The sequence below is a fragment of the Gluconobacter cerinus genome, assembly GCF_025961355.1.
GTDB classification, from domain to species: domain Bacteria; phylum Pseudomonadota; class Alphaproteobacteria; order Acetobacterales; family Acetobacteraceae; genus Gluconobacter; species Gluconobacter cerinus.
In genome coordinates this window covers 1,406,427-1,422,399 of record NZ_JAOQNM010000001.1, presented here as the reverse complement: position 1 = coordinate 1,422,399, position 15,973 = coordinate 1,406,427, and the positions used below count along the sequence as shown (strand labels likewise).

Annotated in this window: 10 protein-coding genes; 4 read left to right on the top strand and 6 right to left on the bottom strand. The window is 48.8% G+C overall.

Translation table 11 applies throughout. From position 1 onward, the window contains the following. Positions 1–12: 12 nt before the first annotated feature. The gene (locus M2305_RS06585) at positions 13–1,452 is read right to left on the bottom strand and encodes a glycosyltransferase family 2 protein (protein ID WP_264648910.1); all 1,440 of its coding nucleotides are present in this window, start codon (positions 1,450–1,452) and stop codon (positions 13–15) included. A 55-nt stretch (positions 1,453–1,507) separates the two neighbouring features. Between M2305_RS06585 and M2305_RS06580 the strand changes: the two genes are divergently transcribed. From M2305_RS06580 to M2305_RS06570, 3 genes are all read left to right on the top strand, one after another. Beyond that, positions 1,508–2,740 carry a metallophosphoesterase family protein gene (locus M2305_RS06580; RefSeq protein ID WP_264648909.1) on the top strand — a complete coding sequence of 411 codons (1,233 nt, stop codon included), beginning with the start codon at positions 1,508–1,510 and terminating at the stop codon, positions 2,738–2,740. Beyond that, entirely contained in the window at positions 2,740–6,153 is a 3,414-nt protein-coding gene (locus M2305_RS06575; protein ID WP_264648908.1) for an AAA family ATPase, read from the top strand. Before M2305_RS06580 ends, M2305_RS06575 begins: the two co-directional genes overlap by 1 nt. A 152-nt stretch (positions 6,154–6,305) precedes the next feature. Next, positions 6,306–7,172: a helix-turn-helix domain-containing protein gene (locus M2305_RS06570; RefSeq protein WP_264648907.1), complete on the top strand. Its 867-nt coding sequence runs from the start codon at positions 6,306–6,308 to the stop codon at positions 7,170–7,172. Between the two features lie 89 nt (positions 7,173–7,261). Here M2305_RS06570 and htpG read toward each other — a convergent pair whose 3' ends face one another. From htpG to flgE, 4 genes are all read right to left on the bottom strand, one after another. Then, on the bottom strand, positions 7,262–9,127 hold the full coding sequence (htpG, locus tag M2305_RS06565; RefSeq protein ID WP_264648906.1) for a molecular chaperone HtpG: 1,866 nt from the start codon (positions 9,125–9,127) through the stop codon (positions 7,262–7,264). Positions 9,128–9,194: 67 nt separating this feature from the next. Continuing rightward, a complete protein-coding gene (locus M2305_RS06560; protein WP_264648905.1) occupies positions 9,195–10,262 on the bottom strand; it encodes a flagellin in 1,068 nt (355 codons plus the stop codon). Between the two features lie 2 nt (positions 10,263–10,264). Beyond that, on the bottom strand, positions 10,265–11,788 hold the full coding sequence (gene flgK / locus M2305_RS06555; RefSeq protein WP_264648904.1) for a flagellar hook-associated protein FlgK: 1,524 nt from the start codon (positions 11,786–11,788) through the stop codon (positions 10,265–10,267). A 25-nt stretch (positions 11,789–11,813) separates the two neighbouring features. Beyond that, the gene (gene flgE, locus M2305_RS06550) at positions 11,814–13,073 is read right to left on the bottom strand and encodes a flagellar hook protein FlgE (RefSeq protein WP_264648903.1); all 1,260 of its coding nucleotides are present in this window, start codon (positions 13,071–13,073) and stop codon (positions 11,814–11,816) included. 297 nt (positions 13,074–13,370) lie between these two features. Here flgE and M2305_RS06545 point away from each other — a divergent pair, with 297 nt between their 5' ends. Further along, positions 13,371–14,666, top strand: a complete 1,296-nt coding sequence (locus tag M2305_RS06545; protein ID WP_264649942.1) for an MATE family efflux transporter — start codon at positions 13,371–13,373, stop codon at positions 14,664–14,666. Between the two features lie 38 nt (positions 14,667–14,704). On the opposite strand, the gene M2305_RS06540 is transcribed toward M2305_RS06545, so the two are convergent. After that, complete coding sequence (locus tag M2305_RS06540; protein ID WP_264648902.1) at positions 14,705–15,751, bottom strand: aldo/keto reductase; 1,047 nt, start codon at positions 15,749–15,751, stop codon at positions 14,705–14,707. Between the last annotated feature and the right edge of the window lie 222 nt (positions 15,752–15,973).

The following is a 15,973-nucleotide window of genomic DNA, read 5'->3' as shown; positions in this document are numbered from 1 at the left end:
TAGTCGCCCTCTTCAGTCAGGCAGGCCGTAAACCTGAATCTGACTGAAATGCAGGTATGTTCTTTCACCTAGGATTGTAATCCTTACAAATCTCGCTCGGATACCTTCTGGGGTCAGCCAAATATAGGGGCTCCCGTCGGCACCACCGAAAATCTGTCCGTCTTCCTTACGATGGACTTCGGCCCAAGCCTTTCCATCAACTGAAACAGAGATTGCCAGATTGTTTGCACGCTCTAATGCAGTATCAAGTCGATTAAACAACCGCACTTCATGAACGCTTACTTCTTCCTGAAGATCGACCTGCCACCACGGGTCTTTTTCTTCAGCAGTATGGTGCGCAGGGAAATTACCGATTTGTCCTGAGAGTGGGCCTTCTGCGTCATCTTCTGGAGAGATGTCCAAAAGTGCTGAAGACTGCGTAGCGGTGCATCCCTCTGACAAAAGCGGCCACATTGAAATCGGAAAAACGCAGGTTACACGCGCATCAGATAATTTTTTCCAGTAATCGGCCAGATAAGTGTCGTGAACAGCATTTGTCATCGAAAAAAAGCTTTCGCGCTCTGACTGCGTCATTAACTTCCAGGTGTTTTGACCACTAAAATTCCCGACAACGCTCCGCTTTGCACGGATTTCAAAGTCCTGCTCGGATTTTATATTATAATGAGCAATAAAAGCGATATCCATTATACTGTGATTTCGCTCGTTTTTTTTAAGATACGCCCACGCGTTTTCAGGAAAATTTTCATAGTAACCAAGCATCGTCTCTCCCAAAACATTCGTGGCCCTGAGATCCGGTGCTACCGTGAGAAGATTATGGTGAATTGCTTCATGCGGGTTTTCAAAGATAACCTGATAAGGAACAGCCGCTGACCTTACGAGGATTTTCGTAAATGGCGTCGCTCCGTTCTCGCGGCGCGTATAATTGGTCAGGACGGAACCTTTAGGTCGAATTTTATGCCCATTATTGCCAAAAAAAGACCAGTTGAAATAAAGAGCATCATTCTGCGGGAATTTTCCAAGAAATTTTTCGATGTTGTCGCAATCTCTCAGACACAAAAACTCATCGACATCTAGAAACATATGCCACTCTGTCTCAGTCGAGTAGTGGCGTAAATAATGAAAAAACATCTGAAACTGGGCACCGACAACCCCATAGTGAACAAATGTCACTTTAGGATTGGGGCCAACAGTTAAAGGAAGAACTTCATCATAAAGTTCGCTTGGGTCGTCATCATTGCAATATATGTAGACGTGCTCGAACCCTATCGAAAAATGATAAGTAAGCCACTCTAAAATATAGGGTGTTTCCCACCGTACCGTGGTCACAAGAGAAAACTGATGCTTGGGAGTAGGCCGTTGTCCTCCTCCAGCAATCACTTCACGAGGTGCAGTACCGTAGGCTGTCCAACTATCCATTGATCCGGCATAGGGTGGGTTGTCTTGCTTCGTCAAGGCCATCTTCCAAAACACTCTTCGCTCGTTTCTGCTCTCGCGTTAGAGTGTCGCTATGTCCAGCTTCCGCTTCCTTCACGCCGCCGACATTCATCTCGATAGCCCCCTTAAAGGACTAAGCCGTTATGAGGGTCTTCCACTGGAAGAAATCCGGAATGCAACCCGACGAGCTCTGGATCGTCTCATCGATATTGCCATTGAGGAAAAGGTCAATTTTCTAATCCTCGCAGGCGATTTGTATGATGGGAGCTGGCAGGACGCCAGTACCGGCCTCTACATGATGAAATCTCTTAGTCGCCTCGTACATGCTGGAATTCGAGTCATTACTCTTTCGGGCAATCATGACGCTCAGTCCGTCATCGCACGTGAGCTTCCTCGTCCGGCTGGCATTGATCACTTCAGTTACGATGCTCCTGAAACCATACGACTGCAAGACATCCAGGTCGCCCTGCATGGTCAGAGCTTTCGTGACAGACATGTTCGAAAAGACATGACGCCTACATACCCTGAGCCTGTTTCCGGATGGTTCAATATTGGTGTTCTCCATACCTCTCTTTCAGGCTACGGCGAACATGAAACCTATGCGCCCTGCTCCGTCGAAACGCTTGCGTCAAAGCACTATGACTATTGGGCTCTAGGGCATGTTCACGCCCAACAGATTGTTTGTCATCATCCATGGATTGTTTTTCCTGGAGTACTTCAAGGGCGACACATCCGGGAGACAGGCACTTGTGGCGCAATGCTCGTCAGCGTCGAAAACAATATTGTCCAGTCTGTCACACCAGTTGCCTGTGACGTCATACGCTGGAGCCATATCGTCATAGATATAGCTGATATGCATGATCTGGATGACCTCATGCATGCCGCGAGGCTTCGTATGGAGCAAGCTCTGGCTCAGGCCGAGGGACGCACCGTTATCGCACGTGTGACGCTAACGGGAACAACCACTCTGCATGACAGCCTCTGTGCATCCACCTGCTGGCAAGACGATTTAAGGAGCGTTGCTGTCTCTCTGGATACCGGTCAGAACCAAATCGCCTTGGAGAAGCTCCGGAACAAGACAACCTCTCCGCCCTCTACAAATACACTCCATGACCTAGATGCGGCTTTGTCGGAGCTCATGAGCGATCCCGAATTTATAGCAACGCTTTCTGATGACTTTGAGATGTTCTTCTCCGCGCTTCCTGGATGTGTCGAGAGAAGTGCTTTGATGGCTGATGAAAATAGTTGGCCGCTGGAAGAAGCAAGCTCTGCCTTACGCGCACGACTGATGGGGAGCGCAAGCTGATGCGGTTTGATCGTCTTGATCTGTTCAGATATGGCGGCTTTCAAGACCGCAGTATTACCTTCCCAAAATCGGAAGGGGATTTTCACGTCATTCATGGACACAATGAAGCCGGGAAATCCACGATGCTTGCGGCTATCAGGGATTTTCTCTTTCAGTTCCCGCATCACATCAGTGCTGACTGGTTAAGTGCAGCACCCCTTCTGCGAGTTGGCGGGCAGGTAAGTCACAATGAAGCGGTACTGGAAGGCATACGACGTAGAGCCCGCACACAGACCTTCTACGCCTCCGATGACGCCACCCCCAAAAGTGACGAGTTGCTGAGACAATGGATGGGAGACCTGGACGCTAAAAGCTTCGAAACCGGATGGGCTCTTGACCATCGTCGCCTTCGTGAAGGCGGTGAGGAAATGCGCCGCCTTAAGGACGATGCAGGCCTGCAAATTCTTTCTGCAGGTCTGGGCGTCGGCGGTTTGGGCGGCCTGATAACTTCACTCGAAAAAGAAATGAATTCTCAATGGCGAAAGGGAAGCAGTACATCTGCCATTCTGAAGGCAAAGCGTGACCTTTCAGAGCTGAATAAAACCCTAAGAAATACCGCAGTCCTCCCTCACGATTTAACTGTCGCCCGCGAAACGCAGGAAAAAGAAGAGAAAGCCCTTTCTGAATGTAATGCTGAACAACAACGCCTTGTCGTGCGGCAGAGAGGAAACTCTCGGGCCAGAAACATCAGCATTCCCTATCTTCAGCTTATGGATCTGCAATTACAACTTTCGCAATCAGGACTTCCTGAATTTTCTTTCTCTGAATGCGACAATTTTGAAGTTATTCTTTCAGAAATAAAAACAGAAACAACTATCGAATCTGCAACAAAATTAAAATTGGAGTCGATATCAGAACGTATAAATGAGTCCGCACCTAGAGGCAAAATTTTAGATGATGCAAACCAGATAATATCATTAACTAACAAAAATGATTTTATCAATAAAATCGATATCGATACAAATTTAAGGTTAGATCGAATTCGCAATGATGAGATCTGGATGGAGCAGTTTTGGGTACGACATCGCGCAACGCCCAATCGCCTTCCTGACGCAGGCGAACTGGACACCTTAAATAAAAAACTTCAAGAGCGAGAAAATTATCTGACCCTTGAGCATGAAATAAAAGATCGTTTGAAAAAATTACGCCAAGAGTTTGATTTAATACGATCTTCTAGTTTTTCTTCTGACAAGCAGAAAACCGTCTCTACAGCCGATTTCGAGCAATTAAAAACCAATTTGAACTATGCGAGAAGCCTAAGTGGAATTGATGATGAAATTGAAAAATTAAAGACGGATTTGAAAACAGCCATTCACGACACTAATGTAGCATTTGATCGTCTGCTTCCTTGGTCAGCAAGTGCTGAAAATCGTTGGGCTGCACTGGATGGTCTTCCTGTTCTGGAAAAAGAGATAATTGACGAAGAATATCTTAAGTGGCGTGATTTTGAGGAGAAGTCTCTTCAGGAAAATAGCCTTCTCCTCAAACTCCAAGAATCGCTTTCGAAGAAAAACTTTGATCATGATCTTTTGGAAAAATCTGGAAATGCTGTTTCCATTGAAGCTCTTTCAAATGCACGAGATCTCCGCGATACGACCTGGTGCAACATTCAGGGTATTTTACAAGCAGAGAAATATCCGGATCCATCTGTTTTAAACGCATTTTTCATTCTGCTAAAAAACACAGATATTCTTGCGGATCAGCGCCATGCCCATGCTGAGCAATCGGCTCGACTGAACGATCTTAGCCATCATATTAGCAGCATTAAAATTGAAGCTGCTCAGGTTGAGAAACACATCCTCTTTATTAAATCACAACAAACTTCTCGTCAAAATACTTGGTTTGAAACATTAAAATATCTTGGGCTGCCCGCACTTCCACCTAAAGAGTTTCTGAGCTGGTGTGACGCTAGAATTGATGCTCTTTCCAAATCAAAGCATCAGGAACAAATTGCAGAATTTTTTCAGAAAAAACAGCAACAAAAACGTTCTGCATTAGAACAGTTGTTACCTTATCTACAGGAGGCTCAGACGGATAATTTTGTTCTCTGCCTCCATCATGCTCAAAATATTCTGGATGAATATGAGGCTCATTTAAGGAGTGCACTGGATAAAAAACAGGCCCAAGAAAGACTGCAAACTGCTATCGCAGCTGAAGAGCGTCAACTCGAAACGCTCAAACATAATTTGGCCGCATGGCAGGTTTTATGGGAAACAGCTTGTGCCTCTTGCCATTATCCTGCTGGAGCCCGGCATGTTGATCTTGTTGATGTGCAAGAAGCGCGATCAATTCAAATCCGTTTGGAAAACGAAAAGAAAGAACACCATAAAAATTACGCGGATATTCTGGAATTTAAAAATTCTCTCAATTCCATGCTTGAAAAGCATAACAAGACCTCGTTGGAAAATTTATGTATCTCACTTCAACAGTCCGAAGAGGCTGAACACAAACGTCAAGAATTCATAACCCAAAGAGCAACACTCCAGGAAACTCTCGAAGCCACATCTATAAGGCTCGCCTCATTGCGGCAAAGCCTATCTCCCATATTAATGAAGCTTGGCATTTCATACAGTGACGGTCTCCATAATGTCGCTGCGGAACTTAGGCATCGCGCCACTCTGCTTCAACGCCGTGATGAGCTGAACACTATTATTCTTTCCGCGGGTAACGGCCGGGCTCTTGAGGCCCTTCTGTTAGAAGCAAAGAAGTCTGATCCTGAGACCCTTGAAAGGGAATCTGACGAACTTGAGCAGCAGAGTCTTATGCTAAAGCAAAAACACTCGGAAATTGAAAAGAGGCTCTGGGATGCTCGGCAAATTTTGACATCTCTGGAAAATAAAGGCGGCGCGCACGAAACTGCCGAGCGGATACAGGAAGTCGAGGCAGAGCTGAATGATCGTGCAGCGCGATATGTTTCGCTTCGCCTTCAAAGCCTGATGTTACGTCGTCTCGTGGAAAAACAGCGCCAGGAAACTCATGGTCCTTTGCTGGAGAAAGCAGGAAGCATGTTTTCGCACCTCACACGACATCGATATGCAGGAATTGCTTTAGAGGACACAGGAACGGACAATCTGACCTTGTCCGGCCTTCTTCCAGATAAGTCCTCTCTTGTTCCCGTACACTCCATGAGTGAAGGGACGAGAGATCAACTTTATCTGGCATTACGACTTGCCTCGGTAGAACAATCTCTCGACCGTGGAATCCAACTTCCCTTTATCGCAGATGATCTTTTTATAACATTCGATGAAGAAAGATCTCTTTCGGGACTTAAACTTCTTTCTTCAATATCAAAACGAACTCAGATATTATTTTTCACACACCATGCGCATATTGCAGATATTGCAAAGAATTTTGGTCATATTACTCGTCTTTGAAATATAAAATTTAAAGGATATTTTAATTTTTATGTTTTAGAGACATTCCTCAGACACATAACGAAATTCTATATTTTCATTCCTATGCCTGAGTAATTTCGTTATAGCAGACCATTCCTGTTTTCTTCTGGAGGCTCCATAGAGTTTCTGCCATGACCCAAAAAGGGCCTTCGCCAGAGCTGCCCGCTCGCATTATTCCGCTTGCGACGCTTGCTACTCCGTCCCAAGGGCTGCAGCCCGTCGTTCAAAGACGACAAGGTGCCTCTCATGAAACGATTGAGAGCCTTCTCCCCTATTTCAATGAAGACAGAGCTCTCTTCACAATCTCACGACATACTGGTGGAAACCTGTATATTGACCGTGAACAGCTCATCAGAACCCATCAATCTGAAAAGCCTGCTCTAGGTCACGAAATTCTTCTGACTAATGACAGCATTCTTATATCTGTGACAAAGGGCGGTCTGCTCAATCACCTTCCTGTCCTATCCGGCCTTCCTGTGGTTCATTTCAAGACCCAGTCAGGCCCGGGTCGCTTTCTTCTCACCTGCTGTGAATTAATTCTCGATGGTGCCTTGGAAGCCAGCCCCTCTCAAACGCAGACGCGCTTGTTCAAACACCTGACAGACCTTCTGATCACAACACTTCTGGATTCTCTCGATCTGGAGTTAAGCGTTGCTGGTCGACGCAAACACCGTCAAAAACATATTCGATCTTATATTGAAAGCCGATTACAAGAACCTGATTTAACACCAAAAAGCATTGCCAATGCCTACGGCATTTCATCCAGAGCGCTTTATTTGCTTTTTGATGGAGAACCTGGTGCTGTCTCAGGTTGGATTTTAAACAAGAGGCTGGAGAGAATTTATAAGGACCTTCAATCGGCTGAATACACATCTATGGCCATTGCAGAAATCGCTGCAAAACATGGCTTTAGAAATGCGGCTCATTTTTCAAGGCGCTTCCGTCAAAAATTCGGCCTTTCGCCCAGAGAGCTGCGTCAACGAAAATTGACTGGCTAGAGTTTCGTTCGTTACCTCAAGATCAAAAAAAGCGGAAGAATAATCTTCCGCTTTTTCCTATTCTTCTTAAGTCGCCGAAAAGCGATTTATTAGGCAGTAGCAGCCCCGGCAAGCAAACCTGCAAGCAACCGAGCAAACCCAGTCGGATCTGGTAGAGGCTCGCCTTCCTGAACACGCGCGAGATCCAACAGCACGCGTGCAAGATCTTGAATGTTTTCCTTCTTTTCAACGCGCTGAGCCAAGGCTTTAATCAGCGGATGGCGAGGGTTAATTTCCAGAATTGGGAGCGTTTCCGGAAGAGCCTGTCCTGATCGGCGCATCAGCCGCTGCATGGCCAAGTCCGGGCCTCCCTCAGACGTAATCACGACCGCACTATTCGTCAGGCGAACCGTACTCCGGACATCTTTCACTGCATCGCCCAAAGCCTCTTTCAACGCAGGAACCAAGGTGTCTACGTTAGCTGCCTCGACTGTTTCCTCATTGTCTGTCGAGAACTTCTCAAGATCTCCATGAGAGTAGACGACTGACCGCAAAGTTTTGTCGTTGTATGAATGAAGCCGCTCTGGCCAGAAAGCATCTACTGGATCAGAGAGAAGAAGAACCTCCAAACCCCGGGCATGGAAGCCTTCCAGCTGTGCAGATGCCTTCAGAGCGTCAAGGTTGTCACCTGTGAGGAAGTAGATAACGTCCTGTCCGTCCTTCATACGCGAGATATAGTCATCAAGCGTCGTTAGATCGTCACCATGGGTTGTATGGAAACGTGCGAAACTGGCAATTTCCTGACGGTGCTCGCTATCTTCCCACAATCCCTCCTTGAGAACCGCCCCAAAGTTTTCCCAGAATGCATTAAATCCAGCATCTGCGTCCTTGGCTCGGGTTTTAATCTCCGTCAGAACGCGTTTCGTCACGGCCTTGCGGATACGAGCAAGAACTGGTGTCGCCTGTAACATCTCACGAGACACATTAAGCGGCAGATCTTCTGTATCCACTACACCCTGAACAAAGCGCATCCAGTTGGGAAGCAAATCTGCCTCATCTGTGATGAACATGCGTCGAACATGAAGGTGGATCTTGCTTTCCCGAGACTGCTCCATGAAATCAAATGGTCGAGCGCTGGGAAGAAACAGAAGGGCTGTGAATTCTGTCGTACCTTCTGCATGCCAATGCATTGTTGCATAAGGTTCATCAAAAGCACGCGCAATGTGCCTGTAGAATTCCGTGTACTGTTCAGGGGTAATGTCGGCCTTAGGCTTGCGCCATAAAGCTGTTCCTTCGTTGGCAGCTTTCTCTTCGACTGTTCCATCCTCATTGACCTCACGCAAAGTGATTGGCCAGGAAATATGGTCAGCCCACTTGCGGATAATTGACCGGAGACGCCAGCTGTCCAGGAAGTCTTCCGCATCACTTTTCATGTGCAGAACAATGTCAGTACCAGGCGTAGAGCGAGTGGAAGGCGTCAGGGTAAAAGCACCCTTCCCGTCTGAAGACCAAGTCCAAGCCTCGTCTGCCCCAGCCTTGCGGGACGTCACATCCACCCTGTCGGCAACCATGAATGCCGCGTAAAACCCAACACCAAACTGACCAATCAGACTTGGGCGATCTTCAGCTTTGGCGGCATTCAGTTTTTCACCAAAAGCGCGTGTGCCTGAACGGGCGATCGTACCTAGATTTTGAGCCAGCTCATCATGCGTCATTCCCACCCCGTCGTCGGAAATGACCAACTCTTTCTTGTCTTTTTCCGGGGCAATACGAATTGACGCATTTTCGGGAAGAGCAAGAGCAGAGTTCGTCAGCCCTTCAAAGCGGCGCTTATCTGTTGCGTCGGCTGCGTTCGCAACAAGTTCACGCAGAAAAATCTCTCGATCCGAATAAAGCGCATGCACGACAAGATCGAGCAGACGCCCCACCTCTGCACTGAATTCATGCTGTTCCGGCTGGCCTTGCGTTGCACTCATCGTCATCAATCTCCTCTTAGGAAAGTAACGAAGATATGCGACGTCAGGGTCAATTTTTCAACAGACGTCAGAGATAACTTGCAAGCGTCATACCCTTCATATTTGCGATAATGGAATATGATGCCTGGAGCTGATTGCTGGTATCATTCAATTGGACGGAAACCTGTGCCAGATCCGCATCCTTCGCCGTTCCAAGCTGGGTCGTAAGAGCGGCTTTCATCTGTGCCAGCATCGTACTCTGACTGGTCAAGCTGTTCTGCTGTATTCCAAGTGAACCACTGATATCGGATAGCCCTTCTGTTACACCGGTATTCGCCGTCTGTAATCCTTGAACCAGCTGTGTGTAATCTGTGGTCCCTGCGTCATCAGAACTCAGAGAGGCAACAACCATCAGGTTTCGCATGAGATCTCGGATCGGAGAGCCCGTTGACGTTTCTGACGATGTACTCCCCTCTGTCGCAACGATGCCTGCAGAAACTGTTTGATTAGTCCCAACGGTGATTTTTAATTTCTGCTGTGCAGCAGTAACCGGGTCAGTCGAAAGTGCAGCGGAAAATGGCTGATTCTGGCTGGTGTCTTTTGCAAGAGAAAGCGTCTCTGACAGAACATCTGACGCACTACCATTTTCCATGTTTTTCACAGTCTCCTGTATAGAAGATGCGAGGCTGGAACTGCTTAAGCTGGTGCTTACGGGAGCAGTGGAAGACTGCAACCCTGCAAAAATATAACTTCCTCCCTCCTGCGTGTTCAACAAATTACCCAAAGACGATAAATATGATTTAGCCTGTTCGGAGGCAGAACTTACTGCCGTTGGGGAAAAATTCCCGACAAGAGTTGAAAGAGTTTCATTCAGATTATCTGCGATTGTCGCAATTTGGCTGACTGTACTCTGCGTGACTGTTAATCTGTTTTGTGCCATGGTCACGTTGGAGTTCCAAGACGAAACCTGAGTGATTGCAGGCTGGAGCGCTAGCGCCTGAGCACGTGTTTCCCCAAGCTGGGCGTAGTTGCTGGATTTTACGCCCGTAGAAGCTTGTTCCTGAAGATTATCTTTTATCTGGGATAACGAAGCCAAGTTTAGCGTCTGTTGATTCGATAATCCGCCATAACCAAACGATACCGTAATTCCAGTCATAATCAGCTTCCAACAGCATTTAAAAGAGCGGTAAACATGGATTGTACGGACGAAATAACTTTCGCATTGGCTGAATAGGCGTTCTGTAATGTAACGATATTGGCCATTTCAGTATCAACAGAGACAGTTGATGTTCCTGCCAGGCTTGAAGAAAGATTGGTCTGCGTTGTTTGTGCAAGAGACAGACTGCTACTTGCATTATTAGCTGTCGCAGCCTGGTTGGCTGTCAAAGACGTCGCAAGAGCCACAAGGCTTTGACTTCCACTATATCCGGTAGACAATTTCCCCGTCACACCTAAATTATTGGTAGGGGCGGCTACCTGTCCTGTGCCATCTGATTGAGTGGTTCCAAACGCATAAGACAGAATGTTCTGGACAACACTGCTACTTGCGGTGTCACCAGATACAAGAAGCGATGGATCGTCCTGATAGGACTGGGAAACCTGAATGTTCTGAGCAAAACCAGCGCTTCCCTGCGGCACAATGGACGTCTGGGACGCATCGGGAATATTGCCACTGGATGTTGTAAATAAAGACATTCCCTGCGCATTGAAGCGGCTAGCTACAGTATAGGCTAGAGAGTCAAATTGGGCCTGCATCGTTGGGAGCGTGGTATCTCGCAGCGTTATATCGGCTCCGAGGCTTCCACCGGTCAGATGACCAGTAATATCTTTTCCGTTCAGGGTAATTGCCGGAATCGCATTAGCGTCTGAGTTACCCGGATAGCTCATACTGGTTGAAATTTGCGCTGCGGCTGTCGTCAAAGGCCAGGTGCTGGAAATGGTGTCTGCTGAACCCGAAGACGTATTGTGTGTAGGGAGCGTGACACCGTCTTGCGTGGTAATGGACATGTCTCCATTGGAGGAAACCTTCCAGCTCACACCCAATTCACTGGAGAGCGATGACAAGGCCGTAAAGCGCTGATTTTCAATGTCCGCAGTATCGAGCCCCTGCCCTTTAAGAGCCATGATCTTGGTAGACAAAGAGCCAATAGTCGTCAGGTTGGTATTGATATCCGAAACTGACGAGACAACACCATCCTGTGCGTTCTGACGTTGCTCCTGCACAGTGTCTGCAAGAGTGTTCAACGACTGGGTAAAACTATTGGCCGCCGAAAGAACTGTGCTTTGGGTGGTCGAACTGGACGCGGAGCTGGTCAAAGAAATAAGGGCTGACTGAAGATTTCCCAACTGGTCAGAAAGTGTCCCGCTGCTACCAGAATCTGCAGAGGTTGAACCTTGTAGAGCCGTGACGACAGAGAGCGCGTTGCTCGTTGTCGTATATTGGGAAACATCTGAATTCTGGGAATATAAAGCAGTCTGGATATGTGCGTTTGTAGCCAGACTGGTCGTTGCGCGTCGCACGCCGCCACCCGTCCCGTCATTTACGACAGACTGAACGTTTGCGACTTCTTTGATGTAACCTGCAGTAGACGCATTGGCGACGTTCTGAGAAGCCGTAGACATTCCATACTGGACGGCCTGCAAGCCAGAGACGGCGATTGAAAGTGAATCAGTCAGCCCCATGATAGAGAGTTCCCCTCACCCGGCCTTACTGAATCATCGCCAAAGTGGTCTGCAGAAGCTGATTTGCAGTGGTTACGATTTTTGTATTCGCTCCATAAGCCTGCTGCGCGACGATAAGTTTGGTAAGATCGCTGGTCAGATCCGTCGTTGAACTTTCAGTGGAACTGGTGCTGAGCGTCCCTGCCCCATTCGTGTTCACTGCATTGACTGTCGGTGCACCAGATGACGCCGTTGCCGTATAAGCCTGCCCGTTCTGGGCAGAGAGTCCATTAGGGTCTGCGAACGTCGAGAGTGGTATTTTTGCAAGGAGCTGAGAAAGCCCATTATCAAATGTCGCCATCACGGACCCGTCGCTTTGCGTAGACAGACCCGTGAAGGTACCGCTTGTGACGCTGTCCGTCGTCATTGTGGGATTGGTGCTATAATTACTGCTGTCTGTTGCCAGGCTCACACCGGACGTGCTTCCGATGGTTCCCAGATTGACGGTCATATCCTGCGGCAGCCCCGTATATGAAAAGGTTGCCGCTGACCCCGTAGACTGGGACGCTCCATTTACAGATGCCAGAGAACCATCACTGTTAAACTTCACTGTGGCTGAATTGCTCGAATCTGCTGAATTACTGACGGTCCAAACCAAAGGATCCGTGGAAGACTGTTTCCAGTTCAGGCTCACCTCCTGAGCATTTCCCTTACTGTCATAGGCTGTTGCCGTAGATGTATTGGTACCTTCTGCCCCAGAGGTGCTGCCAATTGCAGCAGACAGAGAAACAGTTGTGCTCTTGGTCGGCTGAAATGCGACGGAATCAGAGATTTTGATAGGTGACAGAGTGCTACTCAAAGCACCCTCTGAACCCACCTGATACCCTTCCAGATAATAACCCGAAGTGTTGACCAGATATCCCTGGTTGTTTTGTGAGAAGTCACCATTTCGCGTATAAAACTGCTGGCTGCTGAACGTCGGCGCTGTGCTGGATGTCCTGCTTCCCGTGGGTTGGACAACGTTGAAGAATCCGTTGCCTGAAATTGCGAGCGCCAGCGTATTTGTGGAAGAAACAACCATACCCTGATTGTCAGTATGCTGCCTGGTTGTCGCAGCCACACTGTCGCTCAGTGACTCCCCGTCGCTTGCTAGATCGTTGCTCGTCACATAATCGGCAAAGCTTGTTGTTGCAGCTTTATATCCTGTCGTTTGACTATTCGCGATGTTGTTGGAGAGATCGCTGAAAGCATGTGACTGGGAATTGAGGCCACTGACAGCCGTGTTGAGAGAATTGATGATCGACATGGCGGACTCCGGCAGAAACTGGGCTTCGGGCCTCACGCCCGGGTGTTATCTGACCTGACAGTTCCACACCATGCGTTAACGAAACCCTTACACTCGCGGAAAACCTCCTTCCTCCCACGCTCCCTTTCCTTTCTGGCAGACAGAAAACCTTCCCAACAAAGCACTTCAGGCACTGGTTCTTTGTCACGGGACGAGGCAGTATATGCCGACATGCCAGTACCATCAGATGACCCATCCAAGCCCAGAATTCCTGACGATTCTCCCATAAAGCCGGCGAGATTCGTGCATGGCAGCATCATGCGTCATGTCATCACCATGGCTGGAACAGGGGCCATTGGCCTCATGGCAGTTTTTGCTGTCGATCTTCTGAACTACTTCTACATCTCCCACCTGCATGATTCTGCCCTGACGGCCGCCATCGCTTTTGCGACGTCTCTAAGCTTTCTTCAGATTTCAGTCTCCATTGGCATGACCATTGGACTTGGCGCCTGCATTGGTCGTCTGATCGGCGCGCGCCAGCATGCGGAGGCCCGAAGTCTCGCATCTGCTTTCATTGCTGTCATGGTTGGCATCGCGGCCGTTCTCGGAACGCTCACGGCGGTATTTGCCACGCCACTTCTCAGGCTGCTTGGCGCTCAGGGAGCAGCTTTGGAAAACGCGGCGACCTTCCTGCACATAGTGTCGCCAGCTCTTCCATTAGTGTGCCTGGGAATGGCTCTGTCAGCTCTGTTGCGCGCAGTTGGGGATGCCAAACGGTCCATGCGCATTACCCTGACAGGTGCGCTTGTTTCAGCTCTGCTGGACCCCTTGATGATCTTTGTGCTGCATCTCGGTCTGGAAGGTGCAGCCATCAGCACCATTCTGGCGCGATGTGCCATTACAGCGAGCGGCTTCCTGAACCTTCGGGGGCACGCCATGCTGGAATGGCCAAAGAAAGAAGCCTTTGAGCCTGCGATGCGAAAAATTGGCGGCATTGCTGTCCCGGCGATTGCAACCAATCTCGCCACACCAACAGGCGCACTGTTCGTAACTCACGCCATGGCACAGTTTGGGCTGGATGCTGTTTCGGGACAGGCAACTATCGACCGCATTGTGCCTGTTGCGTTTTCATTGGTTTTTGCTTTGACAGGTTCTGTCGGACCTATCATGGCGCAGAACCTTGGTGCCCAACAATTTGATCGGGTGCGTGAAGCCCTGATGGCCGCGCTGAAGCTGACAGCGCTCTGTGTGGGAACCACCTGGTTTGTTCTTGCCGCCGGGCACAATGTCATTCTCCAGCTTTTCAACGTTCATGGTATTGGGGCGGAAATCGTACGCCTGTTCTGTTGCTGGCTGGTCCTGAGTTATATGTTCGTCGGGCTGCTATTTGTCGCCAATACGGCATTCAACAACCTTGGGCACCCTTTTTACTCAACCGGCTTCAACTGGGGACGCGCCACACTGGGAACCATCCCGTTTGTGTGGTTCGGCTCAGCTTATGGCCCGATTGGTATTCTCGTTGGGCAGTCTCTGGGTGTCGTTATTTTTGGCACGTTTGCAGTTCTGACAGCTTTCCGCGTCATTGGACGGCTCGGGCCGCACACAGCTCCCTGACAGACGCAGGCATGAGATCATGCCTGCATCGTTGAAACTCAGGGAGCGGGGTTTGAATGCACCTGGTGAATGGCGTTGATCTTGGCTTCCAGTTCAGGCGTGATCTGTAGACGGGTTGAATCCAGAATTGTCTGAAGCTGATCCGTGCTAGTGGCCCCAATGATATTGGATGTCACGAATGGACGCGACGTCACAAAAGCCACAGCCAACTGAACCGGATCCAGTCCTTCCTCACGGGCCAATGCGTGATAGGCCTCAATGGCAACATCCACACCGGGCTTCTCGTAACGCTGACCACGATTAAAGAGCGTAGTTCGTGCGCCAACAGGGCGTGCTCCGTTCAGGTATTTCCCTGTCAGATATCCCTGAGCCAGCGGAGAGTAGGCCAGAAGCCCGACATCTTCCCGCAGGCACATCTCTGCCAGACCGATTTCGAACGTCCGGTTAATGAGATTGTAGGCGTTCTGAATGGATGCCAAGCGCGGAAGGCCATTCTGCGAAGCCGCAAGGAATTGTGAGACACCCCACGCTGTTTCGTTTGAAACACCGACATGACGGATTTTACCTTGTGCGACCAGATCACCCAATGCGCCAAGAGTTTCAGAAATCGGAACTTCATTGGCTGCCGACACATCCCGAAACGTCGTGCCGCCTTCACCAAACAACCCGATTTTACGGTCGGGCCAGTGAAGCTGATAAATATCAAGATAGTCCGTCTGCAGACGACGCAAAGAGCCTTCAACTGCATAGTGAATCTGCTTTGGCATCAAACGGGCTTCCTCACCGCCGGGCCGAAACCACGGTGAAGAACTGCGTCCAACAACTTTGCTCGCAATAACAAGTTTGTCACGACCGCCGCGAGCTTTTAGCCAACTTCCAACAATGGTCTCAGTCGCGCCATAAGTCTCAGCACGCGGGGGAATGGAATAAAGTTCAGCAGTATCAATAAAATTGATCCCCTGATCGAGCGCCATATCGAGCTGCGCATGCCCTTCGGCTTCCGTATTCTGCTGACCGAAAGTCATTGTGCCCAGGCAGATTTCACTGACCTGAAGACCGGTGCGTCCAAGTTTTCGATGTTTCATAGAAGGTCCGATGAGATGATTTCTTGGATGTCAGGTTGCGCATCCAACAGATAAATGCGCAACCGGTTAAGCTGAGTCTCTCCTGTGCCGGGATCAAACGCAAGGGCAGGGCATGCATGTTTGCGCTGCCCTCGACCAAACAATTTCATTTGTTCCAATTGAATATTTCTTATTCAAAACATTCAAACATACCATTCCGGAATAAAATCGAATTTTTATAAA